A 25,945-nucleotide genomic window follows, 5' to 3' on the forward strand; every position below is an offset into this window, starting at 1 on the left:
TTTCCTCCTTATTTGATTGGATGCTGGCGCAGGAAATCTGCGGCAACGGACGAAGGGCTTTCGTGATCGACATCGACCCGCGCGTTGAGCTGGCGCATGGTTTCGTCATCGAACAGTTCGGCCAGCGGCTTGATCTCTTGCGCCAGTTGCGGATGGGCATCGAGGTAATCCTGACGCACCACCGGCGCAGCGGTGTAGTCCGGGAAGTAATGCTTGTCGTCTTCAAGCAACTTGAGCTTGAAGGCGTTCAGGCGACCGTCGGTGGTGTAGACCAGGCCTGCGAACACCTGGCCATTGCGCAGGGCGGTGTAGACCAGCCCGGCATCCATCTGGCGGATGTTTTTGCGGGTCAGGTTCATGCCGTAGAGGTCGACCATGCCGTCCAGACCGTCGGAACGGTTGGCGAACTCAGTGTCCAGCGCGACAAGGTGATTGGTTTTCGCCTCAGCCTGCATCACGGTGTTCAGTTCGCTGATGGAGTTGATCTGCGGGTAGGCCTTTGCGGTTTTTTCCGGCAGCGCCAATGCGTATGTGTTGCTGAACTTCGACGGAGTGAGCCAAATCAGGCCTTTTTTCGCGTCGAGTTCTTTCACCTTGGTGTAGGACTGTGCGCTGTCGAGTTTTTCGGTGACATGGTTGTAGGCCACCAGCGACACGCCGGTGTATTCCCACATCAGATCCAGTTGGCCACTTTCCTGGGCGCTGCGGGCCAGGTTACTGCCCAATCCACCGGTCACCCGGGTGTCATAACCCTTGGCGCGCAGGTATTGAGAGGTGATTTCCGCGAGCAGGGTTTGCTCGGTGAATACCCGGGCGCCGATGCGGATAACGGGTTTATCCGCGGCTTGGGCAAATCCTGCGAACAGCAGCATGCAGCCTAGTAAAAAGCTTGATGTTTTCATGATGATTCCTTTGCCGGGGCTTAAGACGGGCGCAAACCGCGTTCGAGCCAGAGACGGCTGGCGAGTGTCACCAGGCCGTCGAGCAGCAACGCCAGCAGGGCGGTGCAGGCCGCACCCAGCAGCAGTTGCGGCTGGTTGTTCAGGGCGATGCCTGGGAAGATCAGGCTGCCCAGGCTGTTGGCACCGATCAGGAACGCCAGCGGCGCCGTCCCGACGTTGATCGCCAAGGCGACGCGCACGCCGCCGATGATGATCGGCACGGCATTGGGCAGTTCGACCCGCCACAGCACCTGAGACGGGGTCATGCCGATGCCGACGGCCGCTTCCTTGAGCGAACCCTGGACGTTTTTCAGGCCTTCGTAGGTGTTGCGCACGATCGGCAACAATGAAGCGAGGAACAGGGCGAAGATCGCGGGGCCGCTGCCGATGCCAAGGACGCCCAGGGCAATGGCCAGTACGGCGAGAGGTGGCACGGTGTTGCCGATGTTGAAGACCTGCATGAAGCGTTCGGCGCGTCCAACCATGGTCGGGCGGCTGAGGAAGATGCCGGCAGGAATGCCCACAATGAGGGCGGCCAGCATGGAAGCGAGGACGAGAATCAGATGAGCTTGCAGGTAAAACAACAAATCGTCGCGGTAGTGTTCGATCGTGTTGATGCCGATCCAGTGGACCAGCAGGGCCAGAAGGGCGATTACCAGCGCGCCTCCTATCAGCCCTTTGCCATAGCGAATAGCCACAGGCGGACTCCTTTTTTTCAGTCGGCGAACACTTTCTCGTGTGGCAACGCCATTCCTGGCTGCCGAAAAAATGATCGCGAGAAGCAGCTCATGCCGGGCGCGGTCCCCTGTAGGAGCGAGCATGCTCGCGAAAAACCTTCAGACAACGCGCACATTCAAGTACCCAGCGTTGTCGTTAACGTCCATCGCGAGCTTGCTCGCTCCTACAGGGGGAGGCGTACGGCTATTGAGCCATGAGCACAGCCTCGTCAGGCCGCTTTGCAGGTATTTCAGGCCCCCGACGAGTGGTCGTTACGGGGGAGTGGACGTCTCCGTGTATTAAAAGGTTCCCATCTGAAGAATCATTTGGCCACCCCTAATGTGCTCAACGGTTCGGTTATTGAATCAAGTTGGGCTATAATCTGCGCCCTTTTTTGAATCACCTGCCAGGCGATTTCCCATGACCAAACAGGCCGCCGAAGTCGCGAAACGCCGCACTTTCGCCATTATTTCCCACCCCGATGCCGGTAAGACCACCATCACCGAGAAGCTCTTGCTGATGGGCAAGGCGATTGCGGTAGCCGGTACGGTGAAATCTCGTAAGTCCGACCGCCATGCCACCTCCGACTGGATGGAAATGGAAAAGCAACGTGGTATTTCCATTACCACGTCGGTCATGCAGTTCCCGTATCGCGAGCACATGATCAACCTGCTCGACACCCCGGGCCACGAAGACTTCTCCGAAGACACCTACCGCACCCTGACGGCAGTGGACTCGGCCTTGATGGTCCTCGACGGCGGCAAGGGCGTTGAGCCACGGACCATCGCCCTGATGGACGTCTGCCGTCTGCGTGACACGCCGATCGTCAGCTTCATCAACAAACTCGACCGTGACATTCGCGACCCGATTGAACTGCTCGACGAAATCGAAGCGGTCCTCAAGATCAAGGCGGCGCCGATCACCTGGCCGATCGGCTGCTACCGTGACTTCAAGGGCGTGTACCATCTCGCCGACGACTACATCATTGTCTACACCGCCGGTCACGGTCACGAACGCACCGAAACCAAGATCATCGAGAAGCTCGATTCAGATGAAGCCCGCGCCCACCTGGGTGACGAGTACGAGCGCTTCATCGAGCAACTGGAACTGGTGCAGGGCGCCTGCCACGAGTTCAACCAGCAGGAATTCCTCGACGGTCAACTGACCCCGGTGTTCTTCGGTACAGCATTGGGTAACTTCGGTGTCGATCACGTTCTCGACGCCGTCGTTGATTGGGCGCCGCGCCCGCTGGCACGAGTGGCCAACGAGCGTACCGTGGAGCCGGTGGAAGAGAAGTTCTCGGGCTTCATCTTCAAGATCCAGGCGAACATGGACCCGAAACACCGCGACCGTATCGCCTTCATGCGTATCTGCTCCGGCAAGTACGAAAAAGGCATGAAGATGCGCCACGTGCGCACCGGCAAGGACGTGCGGATCGGCGATGCGCTGACGTTCTTCTCCTCCGAGCGTGAGCAACTGGAAGAAGCGTTTGCCGGCGACATCATCGGTTTGCACAACCACGGCACTATCCAGATCGGCGATACCTTCACCGAAGGCGAAGTCCTGGGCTTTACCGGCATCCCGCACTTCGCCCCGGAACTGTTCCGCCGCGTACGCCTCAAGGACCCGCTGAAATCCAAGCAACTGCGCCAGGGCCTGCAACAATTGGCCGAAGAAGGTGCGACCCAGGTTTTCTTCCCGGAGCGCAGCAACGACATCATCCTCGGCGCCGTCGGTGTGCTGCAGTTCGACGTGGTCGCCAGCCGCTTGAAGGAGGAATACAAGGTCGAGTGCTCCTATGAGCCGATCACCGTGTACTCCGCGCGCTGGATCGAATGCAGCGACAAGAAGAAGCTTGAGGAATTCTCCAACAAGGCCGTGGAAAACCTGGCACTGGACGGCGGTGGTCACCTGACCTACCTCGCGCCGACCCGGGTCAACCTGGCACTGATGGAAGAACGCTGGCCGGACGTGAAATTCCGTGCGACGCGTGAGCACCACTAAGCGTTGACTTGAAACACCGAAAACCCCGTTGCGAAAGCTGCGGGGTTTTTTGTTGGGGGCCCGATCGTTCCCACGCTCTGCGTGAGAGCTGCCGAAGGCTGCGATCGTTTGATCTTTTCGGCATAACGCTTATTGCCAACCATTCTCCCTGTCCACGGCATTTCCGCCCAGCCGTTAGCGTCCTATCTGGAGAACCCGGGTGATCGGAACTAGATTTCACAGAGCGCCAGCCAGGCACAGAAATTTCACCTGCAAAAGGATGGATTCGACTATGAACAGGTTGCTACGCATTGTGTTGCTGTTGAAGGTTTTGCTGATGCTGGCACTCGGCAGCTCTGCGGTCTGGGCCGAATGCGAGGATCACGAAACCCAGGCGTCGAGCGGGCAGGGAACCCATGGTGATCTGATGATCGCCAAGTCCGAATCGGAACCGGGCGATAAGGGGCAGGGTGGTGCCGACAACGATGATGACTCGACCACCGATGAGCCGGACTCCGATGATGAAGAAGGTGACAGCCAGACGTAAATCGCAGACAAAAGAAAACCCCGTCTCTCCCGATTAATGCGCAATCGAAATAGAAGGGGTTGGATGAACGAGCAAAATCCCTGTGGGAGCGGGCTTGCTCGCGAAGGCAGCGTGTCAGTCGCTATCTTTGTCGACTGATAGACCGCTTTCGCGAGCAAGCCCGCTCCCACATTTTTATGCCGCGCCGTGCACGAACTGCTCGGCGTAGTGGCAAGCCACCTGACGATTATCGAGAGGGCGCAGGGCTGGCTCTTCGGTTTTGCAACGCTCAGTCGCATACGGGCAGCGCTTGTGGAAGGCGCAGCCGGGCGGCGGGTTCAACGGGTTGGGCAACTCGCCGACGATCTTGATCTTAGGCTTGCTGGGGTCCGGGTGAATGGTTGGGGTGGCCGACAGCAACGCCTGGGTGTACGGGTGCAGGGGACGCGCGTAGATGTCGTTTTTCGGACCGATTTCTACCGGGCGACCGAGGTACATCACCATCACGTCATCGGCGACGTGTTGCACCACCGCCAGGTTGTGGGAGATGAACACGTAGGCAGTGTTGAACTCTTGCTGCAAATCCATGAACAGGTTCAGCACCTGCGCCTGGATCGACACGTCCAGCGCCGAGGTCGGTTCGTCCGCCACCAGCACTTTCGGTTGCAGCATCATGGCGCGAGCCAGGGCGATCCGCTGGCGCTGACCGCCGGAGAACATGTGCGGATAACGCTGGTAATGCTCAGGGCGCAAGCCCACCTGTTTCATCATCGCCTGGACTTTCTCGCGACGTTCGGTGGCCGACAGGTTGGTGTTGATCAGCAAAGGCTCGGCCAGTTGATCACCGATTTTCTGCCGAGGGTTCAGCGACGCGTAGGGGCTCTGGAACACCATCTGCACGTCTTTGCGCAGTTGCTTGCGCTGGGCCTTGTCGGCGCCGGCGACTTCCTGGCCGGCGATTTTCAGGGACCCGGAGGACGGTTCCTCGATCAGGGTCAGGGCCCGGGCCAGGGTGGATTTGCCGCAGCCCGACTCACCCACGACGGCGAGGGTCTTGCCGGCTTCCAGCTCGAACGACACACCGTTGAGGGCGCGTACGGTGGCGTGACCCTTGAACAGGCCACGGGACACTTCGTAGTGACGGGTCAGGTCGCGGGCGGTAAGAACGACGGCCATTACGCCACCTCCTGGTTCAGCGGGTAGAAGCAGCGGGCGAGGCTGTTGCTTTTCGGGTCAAGGGCTGGACGCTGCACGCGGCAGTTGTCCTGCACGTACGGGCAGCGCGGCGAGAGCAGGCAGCCTTGCGGACGGTCGTAGCGACCCGGGACGATGCCCGGCAGGGTCGACAGGCGCGAGGCGCCCAGACTGTGTTCTGGGATCGCCTTGAGCAGCGCTTCGCTGTACGGGTGGGCCGGGATGTCGAACAGTTGCGGCACCTGGCCGACTTCGACCGCTTGGCCGGCGTACATCACGCACACGCGCTGGGCGGTTTCAGCCACGACCGCGAGGTCGTGGGTGATCAGCACCAGGCCCATGTTCTGCTCTTTCTGCAACGCCAGCAGCAGGTCCATGATCTGCGCCTGGATTGTCACGTCCAGTGCGGTGGTCGGTTCGTCGGCGATCAGCAGTTTCGGTTCGCCGGCAATCGCCATGGCGATCGCAACGCGCTGGCTCATGCCACCCGACAGTTGATGCGGGTAGGCGTCCATACGGCTGGCGGCGCCCGGGATTTCGACTTTTTCCAGCAGTTCGATGGCGCGTTTGCGCGCTTGCTTGCCGGACATTTTCAGGTGCAGGCGCAGCACTTCTTCGATCTGGAAACCGACGGTGTAGCTCGGGTTCAGCGCGGTCATCGGGTCCTGGAAGACCATGGACAGGTCTTTACCGACGATCTGCCGACGCTGGCGATTGTTGAGCTTGAGCATGTCTTTGCCGTCAAAGCTCAGCGAGTCAGCGGTGACGATACCTGGATGCTCGATCAGGCCCATCAGCGCCATCATGGTCACGGACTTGCCCGAACCCGACTCGCCAACAATGGCCAGCACTTCGCCCTTGTCGACTTTCAAGTCGAGGCCATCGACCACGGGCGTAGCGTTCTTGTCGCCGAAGCGAACGTTGAGATTCTTGATTTCTAGCAGTGACATTGGAATCTCCTCAGGCGGCGTTCTTGAGTTTCGGGTCCAGCGCATCGCGCAGGCCGTCACCCATCAAGTTGATTGCCAGCACGCTGAGCAAAATGGTCAAGCCAGGCAGGCTGACGACCCACCAGGCGCGTTCGATGTAGTCGCGGGCCGAGGCCAGCATGGTGCCCCACTCAGGGGTTGGCGGTTGTACGCCAAGGCCGAGGAAGCCCAGGGCGGCGGCATCGAGAATCGCAGACGAAAAACTCAAGGTCGCCTGAACGATCAGCGGCGCCATGCAGTTGGGCAGCACGGTGACGAACATCAGGCGCGGCAGGCCGGCACCGGCCAGGCGCGCGGCGGTCACGTAGTCGCGGTTCAACTCGCCCATGACCGCGGCGCGGGTCAGGCGAACATAGGACGGCAGGGACACCACGGCGATGGCGATCACGGTGTTGATCAGGCCAGGGCCGAGGATGGCGACGATCGCCACGGCCAGCAGCAGGGACGGCAGGGCCAGCATGATGTCCATCAGGCGCATGATGGTCGGGCCGACCGCTTTGGGGAAAAAGCCGGCAAACAGGCCCAGCAGGATCCCCGGGATCAGCGACATCACCACTGACGACAAACCGATCAGCAGCGACAGGCGCGAACCCTGGATCAGGCGCGACAGCAGGTCGCGGCCCAGTTCATCGGTACCCAGCAAGAACTGGATCTGCCCACCTTCCAGCCAGGCTGGCGGGGTGAGCAGGAAGTCGCGGTACTGCTCGCTCGGGTCATGGGGTGCAACCCACGGGGCGAAGATGGCGCAGAAAATCACCAGCAGCATGAACATCAGGCCGGCGACGGCACCTTTGTTCTTGGAAAACGCTTGCCAGAATTCTTTGTACGGCGACGGATACAGCAGGCTTTGATCCACGGCGGACGTGGTGGTGGCTACTGAGGATGTTGGAGTGCTCATGGGGTTTGACCTCAGCGCTGATGACGGATGCGTGGGTTGGCAAAGCCGTAGAGGATGTCCACTACGAAGTTGACCAGAATCACCAGGCAGGCGATTAACAGGATGCCGTTTTGCACGACCGGGTAGTCCCGGGCGCCAATGGCTTCGATCAGCCACTTGCCGATGCCCGGCCAGGAGAAGATGGTTTCGGTCAGGACCGCACCGGCCAGCAGGGTGCCGACTTGCAGGCCGACCACGGTCAGCACCGGGATCAGCGCGTTACGCAGGCCGTGCACGAACACCACGCGCGACGGCGACAGGCCCTTGGCCTTGGCGGTACGGATGTAGTCTTCACGCAGCACTTCGAGCATCGACGAACGGGTCATCCGCGCGATGACAGCCAGCGGGATGGTGCCGAGCACGATGGCCGGCAGGATCAGGTGGTGCAGGGCATCGAAGAACGCGCCGACGTCATCGGCCAGCAGCGTGTCGATCAGCATGAAGCCGGTTCGCGGCTCGATGTCATAGAGCAGGTCGATCCGCCCGGACACCGGGGTCCAGCCCAGGGAGACCGAGAAGAACATGATCAGGATCAGGCCCCACCAGAAGATCGGCATCGAGTATCCCGCCAGGGAGACACCCATCACCCCATGGTCGAACAGGGACCCTCGCTTGAGTGCCGCGATCACCCCGGCCAGCAGGCCCAGGATACCGGCGAACAACAGGGCGGCCATGGACAGTTCCAGGGTCGCGGGGAATAGGGAGGTGAACTCGTTCCAGACGCTTTCACGGGTACGCAGGGATTCCCCGAGATCGCCGTGGGCCAGTTTGCCGATGTAATCCAGGTACTGGGCATACAGGGGTTTGTTCAGACCTAGGCGTTCCATTGCCTGAGCGTGCATTTCCGGGTCGACTCTGCGTTCGCCCATCATGACTTCCACAGGGTCGCCAGGGATCATGCGAATCAACGCGAAAGTCAGCAGGGTGATGCCGAAGAACGTGGGGATCAGTAACCCCAGTCGGCGGGCAATAAAACTAAACATCGTAAGGTGTACCTCATCAGCCGGTTAGGCGTGCCCGGCATGCCTGGGTCAGGAATGCCGGGAGTTTCTTATCTACTTCACCTGGGTGGTGGCGAAGTTATTCGTGGTGAGGGGGCTAATGTGGTAGCCCTCTACGTTGTTGCGCATTGCGGTAAACATTCTAGTGTGCGCCAGGCTGATCCATGGCTGGTCCTGGTTAAAGATAACCTGAGCCTGTTCGTACAGTGCTGCACGTTCGGCCGGGTCGGTTTTTTCACGGGCCTGGTCGATCAGGGCCTGGAATTTTTCATTGCACCAGCGTGCGTAGTTTTCGCCGTTCTTCGCCGCCTCGCAACTGAGCATAGGCGTCAGGAAGTTATCCGGGTCGCCGTTATCGCCCGCCCATCCGGCGGAAACCATATCGTGCTCGCCGTTTTTCGCGCGCTTGAGCATTTCGCCCCACTCCATGACGCGGATGTCGATCTTGATCCCGATCTTGGCCAGGTCAGCTTGCATCATCTGCGCGCCGAGCATGGGGTTGGGGTTGGTCGCACCACCGCCGTTGCGGGTGAACAGGGTGAAGGTGGTGCCTTCCGGTACGCCGGCTTCCTTGAGCAGGGCGCGGGCCTTGTCCAGGTCACGGACAGGGTTCTTCATGTCGTGGTTGTAGCCCAGCAGGGTGTCCGGAAACGGGTTGACTGCCGCGGTCGCATTGCCTTTGCCGAACAGCGCGTTGACGGCCGCTTCCTTGTCGAAGGCGATGTCGATGGCTTTACGTACGCGCACGTCACTCAGGTATTTGTGCTGGGTGTTGATGGCGATGTACGCGACGGTCATCGCATTCAGTTCGTCAACCTTCAGCTTGGCGTCTTTCTTGATGCTCGGAATGTCATCCGGCTTTGGATACAGCGCAACCTGGCATTCGTTGGCCTTGAGCTTTTGCAGGCGCACGTTGTTGTCGGTGGCGATGGCGAAGATCAACGAGTCGGCCGGCGCCTTGCCACGGAAGTAGTCCGGGTTGGCCTTGAAGCGAACCTGGGCGTCCTTGTTGTAGCGCTGGAAGACGAACGGGCCGGTGCCGATCGGCTTGTTGTTCAGTTCACCGGTCTTGCCGGCCTTGAGCAGTTGGTCGGCATACTCGGCGGAGTAGATCGAGGAGAACGCCATGGCGATGTCGGCCAGGAACGGTGCTTCGCGGCGGGTCAGGGTGAATTTGACCGTGTTGTCGTCGACCTTCTCGACGTTTTTCAGCAGTTCCTTGAAGCCCATGCTTTCAAAGTACGGGAAGCCTACGCTCGACAGTTTGTGCCACGGGTGGTTCGGGTCCAGCTGACGCTGGAAGCTCCAGACCACGTCGTCGGCATTCATGTCGCGGGTGGGCTTGAAGTATTCGGTGGTGTGAAACTTGACGCCTTGGCGCAGGTGGAAGGTGTAGGTCAGGCCGTCTTCGCTGATGTCCCAGGATTCGGCCAGTGCCGGAATCACATCAGTGGTGCCAGGCTTGAAGTCCGCCAGGCGATTGAAGATGGTCTCGGCCACCGCATCGGCTGTGACTGCAGTCGTGTACTGGACCATGTCGAAGCCTTCGGGGCTGTTTTCGGTACAAACCACCAGGGGTTTGGCCGATACGCCAACAGCGACACTCAGTAACGCGGCCGCGATGGCCGCTCGTAGGGGAAGCATTTTCATCAAGAACCCTCTGCAATCGGTTGGTTTGGAAAACCTGGCGGCCGACTGGTCACGAGCCGGCCGTCGGGTTGGCGTATTTACAGAATGTTGAACGGAACCGTGGTCACCAGACGGAACTCGTTGATGCTGCCATCAGCCTGGTTTTCACTGGCGCGGTGCGCGGTGTAGGTACCACGAATAGTGGTGGCCTTGAACGGGCCGCTCTGTACAGCGTAGGTGGCACCGATGCCGTATTCGTAATGGTGTTCGCCGTCTTGCGACTGGATGCCGTCGTAGCCTTTGTCGGCCACACCTTTGTTGCCGGTGTAGTGGGTGCCGTCGATGCCCCAGCCGCGCGCCTGGTAGATGTTGAACTTCAGGCCTGGTACGCCGTATTCGGCCATGTTCAAGCCGTAGGCAACCTGGAACGACTTCTCGTTCGGGCCGTTGAAGTCCGACAGCAGGGAGTTGGCCAGGTAGATGCCGTTCGTTTCGTGCAGGTAGTCGAAGTACTCGTTACCGTTCACTTCCTGGTACGAGAAGGTCAGGCTGTGAGCCTGGTGGGTCAGGCCGAACGACAGGGAATAGGTGTCGTTGTCGATGTCGCCGATCAGCGCCTTACCTTCTTCCTGGGTCTTGTAGTAGTTCAGGCCGGTGGTCAGGCTCAGTACCTGGCTGTCGCCCAGTACGTGGGTGGCGCCGAAATAGTACTGGTTCCAGATGTCTTCGGCCTGGGTGGCCCAGAGGCTGGTGGTCAGGCTGGCGAACGGGGTGTAGGTGATACCGCCGGTGTAGACGTGGTCGGTTTCAACGATGCCATTGGCGTATTCGGTGCGGAATTTGCGCTGGCTTTGTTCGGTACGCGGTGAATTGCGATCGAAGGTGGCCAGGTCGAACGCCAGGTTGTTCAGCTCTTCGCTGTGGATCGCCACACCCTGGAAGCTCGAAGGCAGCGCACGGTTGCCGATGACGTCGACCATCGGGCTGCTGAAGTTCTGACGACCGGCGGTCAGGGTGGTGTTGGAAATACGTGCCTTGACGTTCGCCAGGCCCAACTTGCTCCACTGGCCAACGGCGTCGCCGCCTTCTTCGGTCAGGGTACGGTTGTTGCCTGCGCCTGGGCGAGTGCCCGGTGCGCCGCCGTTGTTGGACGCCAGGTCCTTGCGGTCCTGGTCCAGGGCGATGGCGTTGTAGGCCGCCACTTCAGTGCTGACGCCAACGGTGCCTTCGGTGAAGCCCGAGTTGTACTTGAGGATCGTGCCCTGGACCCAGTTGATACGGCGGTCAGTTGGCGTTGAAACACCATTTTTCTTGTAAGCGAAATTGGCGCCCCGCTTCAGTTGTTCGTTGGCGTACCAGTTGCGAGTGGTGCCGGTGATCGACTGGCCTTCGAGAAAGCCGGTGGCTTCGCTCTGGGCACTTTTCTCATTCACGGTCACCGGGGTGTACGCCTGGCTCTGGGTTTCAGCGTATGCCGTGGCGGTAATGCTGCTGATGGCCAGGGCCAGTAGCGCGGTGCTGCTCAGTTTCATGGGTGAAGCTCCTTGGTTTCTATTATTAATGCCGGCCTTTTTTGGTGGTTCGGCTATTTGCTTTTGAACTCATTGACGCGTTGCAAACGTTTGCCTGGTGCCAAATTGGCGAATTACGGCAATACGCTTGCGGGAGGGCGCAATGCGCCCCCAAGCGTTTTCAGCTACACGGTTTTATTTTTCGATGCTGACACCCGAGAAAACGTTGCGACCGAAAGGGCTGACCTTGAACCCTTCGATTTTGGCGCTCAACGGCTGATTGACCGTCGAGTGGGCGACCGGCGTGATCGGTACCTGCTGCTTGAGGTACTGCTGCGCCTGTTTGTAGAGCAGGGTGCGTTGGTCGCGGTCAGTCACGACCTTGGCCTGCTTGATCAGCTTGTCGTAAGCCGGATCACACCACATGGAGTAGTTGTTGCCGCCGATGGCATCGCAGCTGTACAGCGTGCCGAGCCAATTGTCCGGGTCACCGTTGTCACCGGTCCAGCCGATCAGGCTGATGTCGTGCTCGCCATTCTTGGTGCGCTTGATGTACTCGCCCCATTCGTAGCTGACAATCTTGACCTTGAGGCCGATCTTCGCCCAGTCAGCCTGGAGCATTTCGGCCATCAGCTTGGCGTTGGGGTTGTAGGGGCGCTGTACGGGCATGGCCCACAGGGTGATTTCGGTACCTTCCTTCACGCCGGCAGCTTTGAGCAGTTCCTTGGCTTTTTCCGGGTTATAGGCAGCGTCCTTGATCGTCTCATCGTAGGACCATTGGGTCGGCGGCATGGCGTTGACCGCCAGTTGCCCTGCACCTTGGTAAACGGCATTGAGAATGCCTTGCTTGTTCACCGCCATGTCCAGCGCCTGGCGCACTTCGAGCTGGTCGAATGGCTTGTGACGGACGTTGTAGGCGATGTAGCCGAGGTTGAAACCGGGCTTTTCGATCAATTGCAGCTTGGGGTCGTTTTTCAGCGCGGTGACGTCGGCAGGGCGTGGGTGCAGGGTAATCTGGCACTCATTGGCCTTGAGTTTCTGCACGCGCACCGAAGCGTCGGTGTTGATGGCGAAAATCAGGTTATCGAGCTTGACCCGGCTCGGGTCCCAGTAATGCTTGTTACCGGTGTAGCGGATGTTCGAGTCTTTCTGGTAACTCTTGAACACGAACGGCCCGGTGCCGATCGGCTTCTGGTTGATGTCGCTCGGCTTGCCTTCGGCGAGCAGCTTGTCGGCGTACTCGGCGGAGAGGATCGCGGCGAAGCTCATGGCGATGTTCTGGATGAACGCGGCGTCCACGCTGTTGAGCGTCATGACCACGGTCAGCGGCCCGGTCTTTTCGACCTTGGCGATGTTTTTGTTCAGGCTCATCCCGTTGAAATAGGGGAATTCGGTCGGGTAAGCCTTACGGAAAGGTTGCTGCGGGTCGAGCATGCGATTGAACGTGAACAGCACGTCATCGGCGTTGAAGTCGCGGGTCGGTGTGAAGTACTTGGTTGTATGAAACTTCACCTCTGGGCGCAGGTGAAAGGTGTACGTGAGACCGTCTTCGGAAATATCCCAACTGGTGGCCAGGCCGGGTACGACGTTGGTTGAGCCTTTTTCAAACTCTGCCAGGCGGTTGTACAGCGGTTCGGCGGCGTCGTTGTCGGTCGCGGTGGTGTACTGCGCAGTGTCGAAACCGGCGGGACTGCCTTCGGAACAGAACACCAGGCTGTTGGAGGCAGCCTGACTCATGGACGTGGCGGCCAACAGGCCAGTGCCCAGCAATGCGGATAAAACCAAGGTATGACGCATGACGCTCTCTCTCTTGTTCAGTGTTGTGTCAATGAGCCTTCGTCCCGTGCGCAGACGGGGAGGGTCACTGGTTCCAGTCATGGCGTGCAGCAAGAAAACCGAGGGCCCACGCATTCGCTGGTCAGATCCCGACGGTAGGCACCGTGGGTCCGGCAGTAAATACGAAAAGTCCGAAAGACTTGTGGGAAAAGACGACGCGTCCTAGCACCCGCCTGTAGTCAGTGGGCGATTTGGATGTAGGTAATTTCCTGCTTTCTCGGTCGGCAAAGTAACGGCGACGTCATGGACGTCGCCGTTACCAAACCTTATTTGCTGACGCTGACGCCGTAGAAGGAGTTCAAGCCAAACGGGCTGATCTTGAAGTCCTGCACATTGGCGCGCATGGGTTGGAACACCGTCGAGTGAGCGATAGGTGTCATCGGCGTCTGGTCTTTAAGGATGTGTTGCGCCTGCTTGTACAGTTCGGTGCGCTTGCCTTGATCCGAAGTGCGCTTGGCTTGCTTGACGATGTCGTCAAACGGCTTGTAGCACCATTTCGAGAAGTTGTTGCCTTCCAGCGAGTCGCAACCGAACAGCACGTTCAGCCAGTTGTCCGGATCACCATTGTCACCGCTCCAGCCAATCAGCATCGCCTGGTTCTCGCCGCCTTTGGAGCGCTTGATGTACTCGCCCCATTCGTAGCTCTGGATCTTGACCTTGAGGCCGATCTTCGCCCAGTCGGACTGCAGCATTTCTGCCATCAGCTTGGCGTTCGGGTTATACGGACGCTGTACCGGCATGGCCCAGAGAACGATTTCGGTGCCGTCCTTGACGCCGGCTTCCTTGAGCAGCTCTTTGGCTTTCTCAGGATTGTACGGCGCATCCTTGATGGTGGTGTCGTAGGACCACTGGGTCGGAGGCATGGCGTTGACGGCCAGTTGGCCAGCGCCCTGGTACACCGAGTCGATGATCTGTTGCTTGTTGACTGCCATGTCCAGTGCCTGGCGCACTTTCAATTGGGCCAACGGGTTTGGCTCATTGCTGCCCTTGACCTTGTCCATCACGTTGTAGGCGATGTAGCCCAGGTTGAAACCAGCCTGGTCAGGCAGCTTCAGGGTCTTGTCTTCGCGCAGCGCTTTCAGGTCGGCTGGACGAGGGAACAGGGTGACCTGGCATTCGTTTTTCTTCAGTTTCTGGATACGTACCGACGGGTCGGTGGTGATGGCGAAGATCAGGTTGTCGATCTTGACGTCGTCCGGCTTCCAGTAGTCCTTGTTCCCGGTGTAGCGGATGTTGGAATCTTTCTGGTAGCTCTTGAACACGAACGGACCAGTGCCGACCGGCTTCTGGTTGATGTCGGCGGCCTTGCCATCTTTCAGTAGCTGGGCGGCGTATTCGGCGGACTGGATCGAGGCGAAGCTCATGGCCATGTTCTGGATGAACGCGGCATCGACGTCCTTGAGGGTGAACTTGACTGTCTTGTCGTCGACTTTATCGATCTTGGTGATGTTGGTGTCCATCCCCATGTCGGTGAAGTACGGGAATTCGGTGGGGTACGCTTTGCGGAACGGGTCATCCTTGCTAATCATGCGATTAAAGGTGAACAGCACGTCGTCGGCGTTGAATTCGCGGGTCGGCTTGAAATACGGGGTGGTGTGGAACTTGACACCGTCACGCAGGTGGAAGGTGTACGTCAGGCCGTCATCGGAGACGTCCCAGCTGGTCGCCAGGCCAGGAATTACGGCGGTGCCGCCGCGCTCGAACTGGGTCAGGCGGTTGAACATGGTTTCGGCAGAGGCGTCGAAGTCGGTTCCGGTGGTGTATTGACCTGGATCGAAACCGGCCGGGCTCCCTTCGGAGCAGAACACCAGGTTAGTCGCAGCTTGAGCGAACGGCGCACTAGCCAAAAGGCTGGCGCCGACTAAAAACGGAATGACCGCGTGTTTAAGCATGGTGGCCTCATGATTTGTTGTCATTTTTGATTTTGAGGACGACCTCGTGAGTCGTGCCTGCGGATACTTATGCAGGGGCCATACCCAATGCAAGATCCAGAGCGACTACAAGCCTTAAACAGTGGCACGAACGTACCTTAATGTCGCAATTGTATAAAACTCGACGCATTTGATCGTTTGCGCGGCCTTTTTGTAGTGCAACTGGCGCACTTTTTTGGTGCGTTGAAGCCTTGGGGTGCCCGTGGGTGGGGCAAGGTGTTACCTATTTATACCCCGTCCTTGAGGGGTGTGTGGCGGTTAATCGAAGTGGTTATCGTTGCACGGGTACTGATCGCAAGGTGCGAGTTGTACAAGGTGCAACTTTTCATTTCGGCTTGTACGACATCTCTGTAGGAGATGCCGCAGGCTGCGATCTTTCGGTCGCCACTGAAATGTCCTTGAGAGCATAGAACAAGATCAAAAGATCGCCCGAACGCGCCCGAGACTGCGTCAGTTCCTGCAGGGGGCGCAAAAAAAACGGCGATCAGTTGAGTGATCGCCGTTTTTGTAATTCATGTCATCGAATCAAGGCATCAGCACTTCAATCGAGCCATCGGCCGTCATGCTGACCTGGCTGGTGCCGGCTTCCACTTCCGGCGTCACTGGAGCGGCATCCATGCTGGCGGCTTTCATCATCATCGGCCCGCGCATATACGGTTGTGGATAACCGTTGCTGTTGAGGTTCAGGTTGACGATTTTGTAGCCCTTGCCACCCAGGGCGTCGGTGGCCAATTGGGCACGGGCCTTGAAGGCGCTAACGGCGTCCTTGAGCAGGGCGTCTTCGCTGGCTTTGCGGGTTGGCGTGGCGATGGCGAAGTCCATGCCGCCCATTTTCAGGTCGGTGAGGAGTTCGCCGGTCAGCTTCGACAGTGCGGCGAAGTCCGAGCTTTCCAGGCGCAGTTCAGCGCGTTCGCGCCAGCCAGTGATCTTCTGACCCTTGGTGTCGTAGATCGGGTAGCTGTTGCGGCTGCCCTGACGCAGGGTGATGTCCTTGACCTGCTTGGCCTGAGCCAGGGCCTTGTTCATGGTGGTGCTGACGTCCGCGGCAAGTTTGGCCGGGTCGGTATTCTGCTCTTCGGTGTAGAGGGTCACGATCATCAGGTCGCGAGCCACTTCCTGGCTGACTTCGGCGCGCAGGGAAATCTGGTTGTAATGAAGCTCGTCGGCGGCCAGGGCCGGAAGGGCGGCGAGAGTGCCGGCACTCAGGGCGAGGAGGGCGGCGCTACGGCGGAATGTGTGCATGAAGGCTCCTAAGTGGGTGCGCAGGTTGTGTCCCTGCGTGAACCCATCAGACTCTAGCGTTGATGATCTGGTTCGCACAGTTACAACTTCTATACAGGTGTACATCACCCCCTGTAGGAGCGAACATGCTCGCGATGAACCCGAGAGCACCGCGGGGTGCCAGATTCCCAGCGTTATCGTTGACGATCATCGCGAGCGTGCTCGCTCCTGCATGTGGCCGTTTGCCGCACTTTCGCCTGTCAGCCCCCGCGCTTGGTTATACTCCCGTCGATCCGCCTGGAGCGCTCATCAGGAGAGCTCATGCTCGCCCCCGTCCAAATTACTTCCGCCACGCGCCAGAATCTCTGGCGGTTGACGTTTATCCGCACCTTGGTCCTGGCCGCTCAAGCCGGTTCCGTAGGCCTGGCCTACTGGCTCGAACTGCTGCCACTGCCCTGGTTCCAACTGGCCGCGACGCTCGGCTGTTCGATGCTGCTGTGTGCTTTCACGGCCATTCGGCTGCGCACCACTTGGCCGGTCACCGAGCTCGAATACGCGGTGCAACTGGCCTGCGATCTGTTTATCCACAGCGCATTACTGTATTTCTCGGGGGGGTCGACCAACCCCTTCGTCTCTTATTACCTGGTGCCGCTGACCATCGCGGCAGTGACCTTGCCATGGCGTTACTCGGTGATTCTGTCGGGCATCGCCTTGACCCTGTATACCTTGCTGCTCGCACGCTTCTATCCGCTGCAAACCTTCCCGATCGCCCGGGAAAACCTGCAGGTGTACGGGATGTGGTTGAGCTTCGCCCTGGCGGCGGCAGTCATCACGTTCTTCGCCGCGCGCATGGCCGAAGAGCTGCGTCGCCAGGAAGAGTTGCGGGCCATCCGCCGGGAAGAAGGCCTGCGCGACCAGCAACTGCTGGCAGTCGCCACCCAGGCGGCGGGCGCTGCCCATGAGCTGGGTACACCGCTGGCAACCATGAGCGTGTTGCTCAAGGAGATGCAACAGGACCATCCTGACCCGATGCTGCAGGATGACCTGAAGGTGCTGCAGGACCAGGTCAAGTTGTGCAAAGAGACCTTGCAGCAGCTTGTTCGAGCGGCGGAAGCCAATCGCCGGCTGGCGGTGGAGATGCAGGACGTCACCGACTGGCTCGACGAAGCGCTCAATCGCTGGCACCTGATGCGCCCGGAAGCCAGTTATCGCTTCCAGCGCCTTGGCCAGGGCACGGTGCCGCGCATGGCGCCGCCGCCGGACCTGACCCAGGCGTTGCTCAATTTGCTCAACAACGCGGCGGATGCCTGTCCCGAGGGGCTGCAAGTTACCCTGGACTGGAATGCAGAGGATTTGACCATCAGCATCCGCGACCACGGTGCCGGTGTGCCGCTGGCCATCGCCGAGCAGATCGGCAAGCCATTTTTTACCACCAAGGGCAAAGGTTTCGGCCTGGGCCTGTTTTTGAGCAAGGCCAGCGTGACACGCGCCGGCGGCTCAGTGAAACTCTACAGTCATGAGGAAGGCGGCACGCTCACCGAGCTGCGCCTGCCCCACGGCGCCCGAGGAGACCAACATGAGTGACGAAATCCAAGTCGAAGGCGAAGAACTGCCGCATTTGCTGCTGGTCGACGACGACGCGACCTTTACCCGGGTGATGGCCCGCGCCATGGCCCGCCGTGGCTTCCGCGTCAGCACTGCCGGTTCCGCTGAAGAGGGGCTGACCATCGCCCAGGCCGACCTGCCGGACTATGCCGCCCTGGACCTGAAAATGGATGGCGATTCCGGTTTGGTATTGCTGCCCAAGCTGCTGGAAATGGACCCGGAAATGCGCGTGGTGATCCTCACCGGTTATTCGAGCATCGCCACCGCCGTGGAGGCGATCAAGCGTGGCGCCTGCAACTACCTGTGCAAACCGGCCGACGCCGACGACGTGCTGGCCGCGCTGTTGTCCGAACACGCCGACCTCGACAGCCTGGTGCCGGAAAACCCGATGTCCGTGGACCGCCTGCAGTGGGAACACATCCAACGCGTGTTGACCGAGCACGAAGGCAACATCTCCGCCACCGCCCGCGCCCTGGGCATGCACCGCCGCACGCTGCAGCGCAAACTGCAGAAGCGCCCGGTTCGTCGCTGAACCAGCGCTGAACGAATGCGGGCCGCTCCTCGCGACAAACCGAACCGATCATCTATGATCGGTTCGTGCATGTACTTTTTCTTATCGAGCCTTATCCATGAATCAGAACGCTGAGTACTCCGCGGTCAATGATGTTGTGCGCGGGCAGTTTTTCCGAAAAGTCTGGGCGATGATCACGCCTTACTGGCGCAGTGAAGAAAAGGTCAAGGCCTGGACGTTGCTGATCGCAGTGATTGCGCTGTCGTTGATGGGGGTGGGGATCTCGGTGTGGTTCAACACCTGGTACAAGGATTTCTACAATGCCTTGCAGCAAAAGGACGAGGCGGCATTCTGGCGGCTGATCCTGTATTTCTGCGCGATTGCCGCGGTGGCGATTATCGGTGCGGTGTACCGGCTCTACCTGACACAGATGCTGACGATTCGCTGGCGGGCGTGGCTCACCGAAAAACATTTCGCTCGTTGGCTGAGCAACAAGAACTATTACCAACTGGAGCAGGGCGGTTACACCGATAACCCGGACCAGCGCATTTCCGAAGACCTCAACAATTTTACCTCCGACACCTTGAGCCTGGGCGTTGGGCTGCTGCGCAATATCGTCAGCCTGGTGTCGTTCTCGATCATCCTCTGGGGTGTTTCGGGGAGCATCGAAGTGTTCGGTGTGACCATTCCCGGCTATATGTTCTGGTGCGTACTGGTCTACGCGGTGGTAGGTAGCTGGCTGACGCATTTGATCGGTCGCCGGTTGATCGGCCTGAATAACCGCCAGCAACGCTTCGAAGCCGACCTGCGTTTTTCCATGGTACGGGTTCGCGAGAACGCTGAAAGCATCGCGTTGTACAACGGCGAGCCCAACGAGAACCGCCGCTTGACCCATCGCTTCTCGATGGTCTGGCACAATTTCTGGGACATCATGAAGGTGTCCAAGCGCCTGACCTTCTTCACGTCCGGTTACGAGCAGGCGGCCATCATCTTTCCCTTCATGGTTGCCGCGCCGCGTTACTTGTCGGGCAAGATCGAACTGGGCGAGCTGATGCAGATCAGTTCGGCGTTCGGCAATGTCCAGGACAGCTTCAGCTGGTTTATTACCGCCTACCAGAGCCTCGCCTCATGGCGCGCCACCTGCGATCGTCTGCTCAGCTTCCGTCAGGCGATGACGGACAACGAGCAACGCGCCCCGGCCATCGACGTGCAGAACTCGGGATCAGCCTTGAAGGTGCACAACCTCGGCCTCGACCTGGCTGACGGTCGCCACCTGTTGACCAATGGCGACATGACCGTGCAAGAGGGTGAGCGCGTAATGCTCAGCGGTCGTTCAGGCAGCGGCAAGTCGACCTTGCTGCGGGCGATGGGGCACCTGTGGCCTGCGGGGCACGGCAGTATTCGCCTGCCAGCGGCGCGCTATCTGTTCCTGCCGCAAAAACCTTACTTGCCGATCGGCACACTGCGTGAGGCGCTGAGTTATCCACAGGCCGGCGATACCTATCCGAATGAGCGCTACGTGCACGTCCTGGAAACCTGCCGCCTGCCGCACCTGGTGGCGCGCCTCGACGAAGCCAATCACTGGCAGCGCATGTTGTCGCCGGGTGAACAGCAACGCCTGGCCTTTGCCCGTGCGCTGCTTTACGCCCCGCAATGGCTGTACATGGACGAAGCGACTTCAGCGATGGATGAAGAAGACGAAGCGTCGCTGTATCAGGCTCTGATCGATGAGTTGCCAGGGCTTAGTATCGTCAGCGTCGGGCATCGCAGCAGCCTCAAGCGGTTCCACCCACGGCATGTTCGTATCGAGAACGGCCATCTGGTGGATCAGACCGTGACCGCATAAGCACCGCGCCCCCTGTAGGTGATCGTACAACCGCGTTGCGCTATGATGCGGTTTCAGCAGCCGAATTTGTCGAGACAGATGTTCACCATGGAAAACCCGAACGCCTCACCACGCCTCCCTCGCAAGCGCCGCAGCCTCGCTCAGGAACTGGTGACGGTGCTGTCCGAGCAGATCCGCGATGGTCACCTCAAGCGTGGCGACAAGTTGCCCACAGAGTCGGCGATCATGGATGCCCATGGCGTCAGCCGCACGGTGGTGCGCGAGGCGATTTCCCGTTTGCAGGCGGCCGGTCAGGTGGAAACCCGTCACGGCATCGGCACCTTCGTGCTTGATACCCCGAGCCCGAGTGGTTTTCGCATCGACCCGGCGACCGTCGTCACCCTGCGTGATGTGCTGGCCATCCTGGAACTGCGCATCAGCCTCGAAGTGGAGTCCGCCGGCCTGGCCGCGCAACGTCGCAGCCCCGAGCAGTTGGCGCTGATGCGCGCGGCGCTGGATGCCCTCAATGAAAGTGTTTCCCACGCCAGCGATGCCGTGGCCTCGGACTTCCAGTTCCACCTGCAGATTGCCCTGGCGACCGGCAACCGCTACTTCACCGACATCATGACTCACCTGGGCACCAGCATTATCCCGCGCACTCGCCTCAACTCCGCGCGACTGGCCCATGACGACCAGCAGCACTACATGAATCGCCTGAGCCGCGAGCACGAAGAGATCTACGACGCGATCGCCCGCCAGGACTCCGATGCGGCGCGTGCGGCCATGCGCTTGCACCTGACCAACAGCCGCGAGCGGTTGCGTCATGCCCATGAAGAGGCTGAGGCGCAGCGCGGTTGAAACCGGCGGCTTGAGTTACGGCTCTATGCGTAGCTCGAGAGGGTAGGAGCTGGTCACATCACCTGACTCGTTGCAGCTTTGGTAGCGTAGCTGTACGAACTTGTTCACCCATTTCCCTAACGCATCCTTGGATACGTCCGTACTAAAATCCTGCGCTCTTTCCACCTCTCCGGACTCCTCATTCCATCGTGCGAACTGGGCGTAGGGACCGGTCCAGTCCGGTTCCTCGGCATCATCCCCCAAAATGGCACGGACATTGTGCTCCAGTTGTATATCAGCCGAATTCGGGATGCTGATTGCCAGTGCGCCTTTCAGCTTCGACAGCAGTACGACATTGGTGGCGAGATCTTTAAGACCGGGGACTGGATGCGTCATGGCGAGCCTCTTTCTGGTCGAGTCTGGCCACAGGTTGATGGCCGTGGAGCGTTTTATCTCCCATGGCCGCTTCGACCGTAACTGTTAGAAATATCAGTCACGACGAATGGCGTCCGTACCACAGCTTCCTCGATTCTTTCAGTTGTCGAGAGAGGGATTACGACAACGTATGACCTCGTGCCACACGAGCGGCTTATAAATAATCCACATCCATTTTTTCTTAAAGCGCTTGAAAGCCCCGTGATTCAAGGTGTTTTCAGTGGCGTACAGTGGTTCCCTTGCCCACAGGATTTGCACTGGCGATGAAATGCAGTTGACGATTGTATTTTAAGTTGTACGATGACCTACAACTTCAGCGCAGGCTGAACGGTTTTTCACACAACGTCGCTACCCAGGGTGTTCGAATAATGAATCCACAAGAACTGAAGTCCATCCTCTCTTCCGGTCTGCTGTCTTTCCCGGTCACCGATTTCAATGCCCAGGGCGATTTCAACCGCGCTGGCTATATCAAGCGCCTGGAGTGGCTGGCCCCGTACGGCGCCTCGGCTTTGTTCGCCGCGGGCGGCACCGGTGAGTTCTTCTCCCTGGCGGCCAGCGAATACTCGGAAATCATCAAGACGGCCGTCGACACCTGCGCCACCAGCGTGCCGATCCTCGCCGGTGTCGGCGGTTCGACCCGCCAGGCCATCGAATACGCCCAGGAAGCCGAGCGTCTGGGGGCCAAAGGCCTGCTGCTGCTGCCGCACTATCTGACCGAAGCCAGCCAGGACGGCGTTGCCGCTCACGTTGAAGCCGTGTGCAAGTCGGTCAATATTGGCGTGGTGGTCTACAACCGTAACGTCTGCCGCCTGAACGCGCCGCTGTTGGAACGTCTGGCCGAGCGTTGCCCGAACCTGATCGGCTACAAGGATGGCCTCGGTGATATCGAGTTGATGGTGTCGATCCGTCGCCGCCTCGGTGATCGTTTCAGCTACCTGGGTGGTCTGCCGACCGCCGAAGTCTACGCCGCAGCCTATAAGGCGCTGGGCGTACCGGTGTACTCCTCGGCGGTGTTCAACTTCATCCCGAAAACCGCGATGGATTTCTACCACGCCATCGCCCTTGAAGATCACGCCACCGTCGGCAAGATCATCGACGACTTCTTCCTGCCGTACCTGGACATCCGTAACCGCAAAGCCGGTTACGCGGTGAGCATCGTCAAGGCCGGGGCCAAGATTGCCGGTTATGACGCGGGCCCAGTGCGTGCGCCGCTGACCGATCTGACCGGCGAAGAGTACGAAATGCTCGCCGCGCTGATCGACAAGCAGGGCGCGCAATAACAATGATCAAACCGAAGCCGCTGAGCGATCAGCGGCTTTTTGCGTGAGGAGAACGACTCGTGACAAAGCGCTACGACAACTACATCAACGGTGAATGGGTCGCCGGTGCCGATTACTCGGTCAACATCAACCCGTCCGAACTGAGCGACGCCATCGGCGATTACGCCAAGGCTGATCTGGCTCAGGTCCACGCCGCCATCGACGCCGCCCGTGCCGCATTCCCGGCGTGGTCGGTTTCGGGCATTCAGGCCCGTCACGATTCCCTGGATAAAGTCGGTAACGAGATCCTCGCCCGCCGCGAAGAACTCGGCACCCTGCTGGCCAGGGAAGAGGGCAAGACCCTGCCCGAAGCCATCGGCGAAGTGACCCGCGCCGGCAACATATTCAAGTTCTTCGCCGGTGAATGCCTGCGCCTGTCCGGCGACTACCTGCCGTCGGTGCGTCCGGGCGTCAATGTTGAAGTCACCCGCGAAGCCCTGGGTGTGGTCGGCCTGATCACACCGTGGAATTTCCCGATAGCGATCCCCGCCTGGAAAATCGCTCCGGCCCTGGCCTACGGCAACTGCGTGGTGTTGAAACCGGCTGATCTGGTGCCGGGCTGCGCCTGGGCGCTTGCGGAAATCATCTCCCGCGCAGGCTTCCCGTCCGGTGTCTTCAACCTGGTGATGGGCAGCGGTCGTGTGGTTGGCGATGCACTGGTCAACAGCCCGAAAGTCGACGGCATCAGCTTCACCGGTTCCGTGGGTGTCGGTCGTCAGATCGCCGTGAATTGCGTGTCGCGCCAGGCCAAGGTGCAGCTGGAAATGGGTGGCAAGAACCCGCAGATCATTCTCGACGACGCCGACCTCAAGCAAGCGGTCGAGCTGTCGGTACAGAGCGCGTTCTACTCCACCGGCCAGCGTTGCACGGCGTCGAGTCGCTTCATCGTCACCGCCGGGATCCACGACCAGTTCGTCGAAGCCATGGCCGAGCGCATGAAATCGATCAAGGTGGGTCACGCATTGAAATCCGGCATCGACATCGGTCCGGTGGTGTCGCAAGCGCAGCTTGAACAGGACATGAAATACATCGACATCGGCCAGTCCGAAGGTGCGCGCCTGGTCAGTGGCGGTGGCCTGGTGACCTGCGACACCGAAGGCTACTTTCTCGCGCCAACACTGTTTGCCGACAGCCAAGCCTCGATGCGCATCAGCCGCGAAGAGATCTTCGGCCCGGTGGCCAACATCGTTCGCGTAGCCGATTACGAAGCCGCACTGGCCATGGCCAACGACACCGAGTTCGGTCTGTCGGCGGGCATCGCCACCACTTCCTTGAAGTATGCCAACCACTTCAAGCGCCACTCCCAGGCCGGGATGGTGATGGTCAACCTGCCGACCGCTGGCGTGGATTACCACGTTCCGTTCGGCGGGCGTAAAGGTTCATCCTATGGATCACGTGAGCAAGGTCGCTATGCCCAAGAGTTCTACACGGTCGTAAAAACGGCCTACGTCGGCTCCTGATACAGCGCAATACCTTGTAGGAGCCGGCTTGCTGGCGATGCAGGCACCGCGGGGTGTCATTTACACCGCGGCGACGCGATCGCCAGCAATCGAGCGTCGACCGGCCGTTCCTACAGGCAGTAACGTTATTACCCGCATAAAAATAATCAGTGGGAGTACATCTACATGCAATCGACCAAGAAGCCGACTCACGTCCGCTATTTGATCCTGCTCATGCTGTTTCTGGTGACCACGATCAACTACGCCGACCGTGCCACCATTGCCATCGCCGGCTCCAGCCTGCAAAAAGACCTGGGCATTGACGCAGTCACCCTCGGCTATATCTTCTCCGCATTCGGTTGGGCCTACGTGGCCGGGCAAATTCCCGGTGGCTGGCTGCTGGACCGTTTCGGTTCGAAAAAAATCTATGCACTGAGCATCTTCACCTGGTCGCTGTTCACCGTGTTACAGGGTTATGTCGGCGAGTTCGGCATGTCCACGGCGGTGGTTGCGCTGTTCATGCTTCGCTTTCTCGTCGGTCTGGCCGAAGCGCCATCCTTCCCCGGCAACGCACGAATCGTCGCGGCCTGGTTCCCGACCGCTGAACGTGGCACCGCTTCAGCGATCTTCAACTCGGCGCAATACTTTGCCACGGTGTTGTTCGCACCGCTGATGGGCTGGATCGTCTACAGCTTCGGCTGGCAGCACGTGTTCATCGTCATGGGCGTGATCGGCATCATTTTCTCGGGCATCTGGCTGAAGGTTATCCACAGCCCGCGCCAGCACCCGATGATCAACGACGCCGAGTTCAAGCACATCGCCGACAACGGCGGCATGGTTGACATGGACCAGGACAAAGGCAAGGGCAAGAAGGGCGACGGTCCGAAGTGGGACTACATCCGCCAGTTGCTGACCAATCGCATGATGTTGGGCGTATACCTCGGCCAATACTGCATCAACGGCATCACTTACTTCTTCCTGACCTGGTTCCCGGTGTACCTGGTTCAAGAGCGCGGCATGACCATCCTCAAGGCCGGTTTCATCGCCTCGTTGCCGGCGATCTGCGGCTTCATCGGCGGTGTGCTCGGCGGGGTGATTTCCGATTACCTGCTGCGCAAAGGCCATTCCCTGACCTTCGCCCGCAAGGCGCCGATCATCGCCGGCCTGCTGGTCTCCAGCAGCATCGTCGCGTGCAACTACGTGGACGTTGAGTGGATGGTCGTGGGCTTCATGGCGCTGGCATTCTTCGGCAAAGGCGTGGGTGCCTTGGGTTGGGCGGTGGTGTCCGATACTTCACCGAAGCAGATCGCCGGTCTTAGCGGTGGCCTGTTCAACACCTTCGGCAACCTGGCGTCCATCACCACGCCGATCGTCATTGGCTACATCATCAGTTCCACTGGTTCGTTCAAATGGGCGCTGGTGTTTGTCGGTTGCAACGCACTGGTCGCGGTGTTCAGCTACCTGGTGATCGTCGGTCCGATCAAGCGTGTGGTGCTCAAGGAACCGCCGGTCAACGGTCCTGAAGCATCCGGTAAATTGTCTCAAGCGCATTCCTGAG

Annotated in this window: 21 protein-coding genes; 9 read left to right on the forward strand and 12 right to left on the reverse strand. The window is 59.6% G+C overall.

Going from position 1 to position 25,945, the window contains the following annotated elements:
• Positions 1 to 8: 8 nt before the first annotated feature.
• Both HGP31_RS04250 and HGP31_RS04255 read right to left on the reverse strand, forming a co-directional pair.
• Positions 9 to 902 (reverse strand): glycine betaine ABC transporter substrate-binding protein, encoded by an 894-nt coding sequence (locus tag HGP31_RS04250; protein ID WP_020796559.1) that lies wholly within the window; start codon positions 900 to 902, stop codon positions 9 to 11.
• A 20-nt stretch (positions 903 to 922) separates the two neighbouring features.
• Positions 923 to 1,639: an ABC transporter permease gene (locus HGP31_RS04255; protein ID WP_033040109.1), complete on the reverse strand. Its 717-nt coding sequence runs from the start codon at positions 1,637 to 1,639 to the stop codon at positions 923 to 925.
• Positions 1,640 to 2,078: 439 nt separating this feature from the next.
• Between HGP31_RS04255 and HGP31_RS04260 the strand changes: the two genes are divergently transcribed.
• Positions 2,079 to 3,662, forward strand: coding sequence for a peptide chain release factor 3 (locus HGP31_RS04260; protein WP_033040112.1), 1,584 nt, complete (start codon positions 2,079 to 2,081; stop codon positions 3,660 to 3,662).
• A 271-nt stretch (positions 3,663 to 3,933) separates the two neighbouring features.
• Positions 3,934 to 4,188: a hypothetical protein gene (locus tag HGP31_RS04265; protein WP_033040114.1), complete on the forward strand. Its 255-nt coding sequence runs from the start codon at positions 3,934 to 3,936 to the stop codon at positions 4,186 to 4,188.
• 174 nt (positions 4,189 to 4,362) lie between these two features.
• Here the strand turns inward: HGP31_RS04265 and HGP31_RS04270 are convergent, their stop codons facing one another.
• The 9 genes from HGP31_RS04270 to HGP31_RS04310 all read right to left on the reverse strand — a co-directional run bounded on the left by HGP31_RS04270 (position 4,363) and on the right by HGP31_RS04310 (position 16,437).
• Positions 4,363 to 5,343 carry a peptide ABC transporter ATP-binding protein gene (locus tag HGP31_RS04270; protein WP_168757233.1) on the reverse strand — a complete coding sequence of 327 codons (981 nt, stop codon included), beginning with the start codon at positions 5,341 to 5,343 and terminating at the stop codon, positions 4,363 to 4,365.
• Positions 5,343 to 6,311 (reverse strand): ABC transporter ATP-binding protein, encoded by a 969-nt coding sequence (locus tag HGP31_RS04275; protein WP_020796604.1) that lies wholly within the window; start codon positions 6,309 to 6,311, stop codon positions 5,343 to 5,345. Before HGP31_RS04275 ends, HGP31_RS04270 begins: the two co-directional genes overlap by 1 nt.
• Positions 6,312 to 6,321: 10 nt before the next feature.
• Positions 6,322 to 7,248 (reverse strand): ABC transporter permease subunit, encoded by a 927-nt coding sequence (locus HGP31_RS04280; RefSeq protein WP_020796605.1) that lies wholly within the window; start codon positions 7,246 to 7,248, stop codon positions 6,322 to 6,324.
• A gap of 11 nt (positions 7,249 to 7,259) precedes the next feature.
• Positions 7,260 to 8,270 carry an ABC transporter permease subunit gene (locus HGP31_RS04285; protein ID WP_020796606.1) on the reverse strand — a complete coding sequence of 337 codons (1,011 nt, stop codon included), beginning with the start codon at positions 8,268 to 8,270 and terminating at the stop codon, positions 7,260 to 7,262.
• A 72-nt stretch (positions 8,271 to 8,342) separates the two neighbouring features.
• Positions 8,343 to 9,938 (reverse strand): ABC transporter substrate-binding protein, encoded by a 1,596-nt coding sequence (locus HGP31_RS04290; protein WP_020796608.1) that lies wholly within the window; start codon positions 9,936 to 9,938, stop codon positions 8,343 to 8,345.
• 77 nt (positions 9,939 to 10,015) lie between these two features.
• Positions 10,016 to 11,449, reverse strand: coding sequence for an OprD family porin (locus HGP31_RS04295; RefSeq protein WP_020796609.1), 1,434 nt, complete (start codon positions 11,447 to 11,449; stop codon positions 10,016 to 10,018).
• A gap of 174 nt (positions 11,450 to 11,623) precedes the next feature.
• Complete coding sequence (locus HGP31_RS04300; RefSeq protein ID WP_020796610.1) at positions 11,624 to 13,225, reverse strand: ABC transporter substrate-binding protein; 1,602 nt, start codon at positions 13,223 to 13,225, stop codon at positions 11,624 to 11,626.
• Between the two features lie 305 nt (positions 13,226 to 13,530).
• Positions 13,531 to 15,156, reverse strand: a complete 1,626-nt coding sequence (locus tag HGP31_RS04305) for an ABC transporter substrate-binding protein (protein WP_033040118.1) — start codon at positions 15,154 to 15,156, stop codon at positions 13,531 to 13,533.
• Between the two features lie 564 nt (positions 15,157 to 15,720).
• Positions 15,721 to 16,437 (reverse strand): SIMPL domain-containing protein, encoded by a 717-nt coding sequence (locus tag HGP31_RS04310; RefSeq protein WP_020796612.1) that lies wholly within the window; start codon positions 16,435 to 16,437, stop codon positions 15,721 to 15,723.
• Between the two features lie 300 nt (positions 16,438 to 16,737).
• Between HGP31_RS04310 and HGP31_RS04315 the strand changes: the two genes are divergently transcribed.
• From HGP31_RS04315 to HGP31_RS04330, 4 genes are all read left to right on the forward strand, one after another.
• Positions 16,738 to 18,000 carry an ATP-binding protein gene (locus HGP31_RS04315; protein WP_020796613.1) on the forward strand — a complete coding sequence of 421 codons (1,263 nt, stop codon included), beginning with the start codon at positions 16,738 to 16,740 and terminating at the stop codon, positions 17,998 to 18,000.
• A complete protein-coding gene (locus tag HGP31_RS04320) occupies positions 17,993 to 18,553 on the forward strand; it encodes a response regulator transcription factor (protein ID WP_008057484.1) in 561 nt (186 codons plus the stop codon). Before HGP31_RS04315 ends, HGP31_RS04320 begins: the two co-directional genes overlap by 8 nt.
• Before the next feature lie 97 nt (positions 18,554 to 18,650).
• Positions 18,651 to 20,378 (forward strand): ABC transporter ATP-binding protein/permease, encoded by a 1,728-nt coding sequence (locus HGP31_RS04325; RefSeq protein WP_033040125.1) that lies wholly within the window; start codon positions 18,651 to 18,653, stop codon positions 20,376 to 20,378.
• A gap of 87 nt (positions 20,379 to 20,465) precedes the next feature.
• Positions 20,466 to 21,215: a FadR/GntR family transcriptional regulator gene (locus tag HGP31_RS04330; protein ID WP_042955306.1), complete on the forward strand. Its 750-nt coding sequence runs from the start codon at positions 20,466 to 20,468 to the stop codon at positions 21,213 to 21,215.
• A 15-nt stretch (positions 21,216 to 21,230) separates the two neighbouring features.
• On the opposite strand, the gene HGP31_RS04335 is transcribed toward HGP31_RS04330, so the two are convergent.
• Complete coding sequence (locus tag HGP31_RS04335) at positions 21,231 to 21,590, reverse strand: hypothetical protein (protein WP_042955293.1); 360 nt, start codon at positions 21,588 to 21,590, stop codon at positions 21,231 to 21,233.
• A gap of 407 nt (positions 21,591 to 21,997) precedes the next feature.
• Here HGP31_RS04335 and kdgD point away from each other — a divergent pair, with 407 nt between their 5' ends.
• The 3 genes from kdgD (at position 21,998) to HGP31_RS04350 (ending at position 25,944) form a co-directional block, all read left to right on the forward strand.
• Positions 21,998 to 22,909 (forward strand): 5-dehydro-4-deoxyglucarate dehydratase, encoded by a 912-nt coding sequence (kdgD, locus tag HGP31_RS04340; protein ID WP_083348222.1) that lies wholly within the window; start codon positions 21,998 to 22,000, stop codon positions 22,907 to 22,909.
• Positions 22,910 to 22,968: 59 nt separating this feature from the next.
• Positions 22,969 to 24,408 carry an aldehyde dehydrogenase family protein gene (locus tag HGP31_RS04345; protein WP_168757234.1) on the forward strand — a complete coding sequence of 480 codons (1,440 nt, stop codon included), beginning with the start codon at positions 22,969 to 22,971 and terminating at the stop codon, positions 24,406 to 24,408.
• Between the two features lie 165 nt (positions 24,409 to 24,573).
• Positions 24,574 to 25,944: an MFS transporter gene (locus HGP31_RS04350; protein WP_168757235.1), complete on the forward strand. Its 1,371-nt coding sequence runs from the start codon at positions 24,574 to 24,576 to the stop codon at positions 25,942 to 25,944.
• The last annotated feature ends 1 nt before the right edge of the window (position 25,945 follow it).

It is taken from the genome of Pseudomonas umsongensis, from assembly GCF_012647205.1.
GTDB classification, from domain to species: domain Bacteria; phylum Pseudomonadota; class Gammaproteobacteria; order Pseudomonadales; family Pseudomonadaceae; genus Aquipseudomonas; species Aquipseudomonas umsongensis.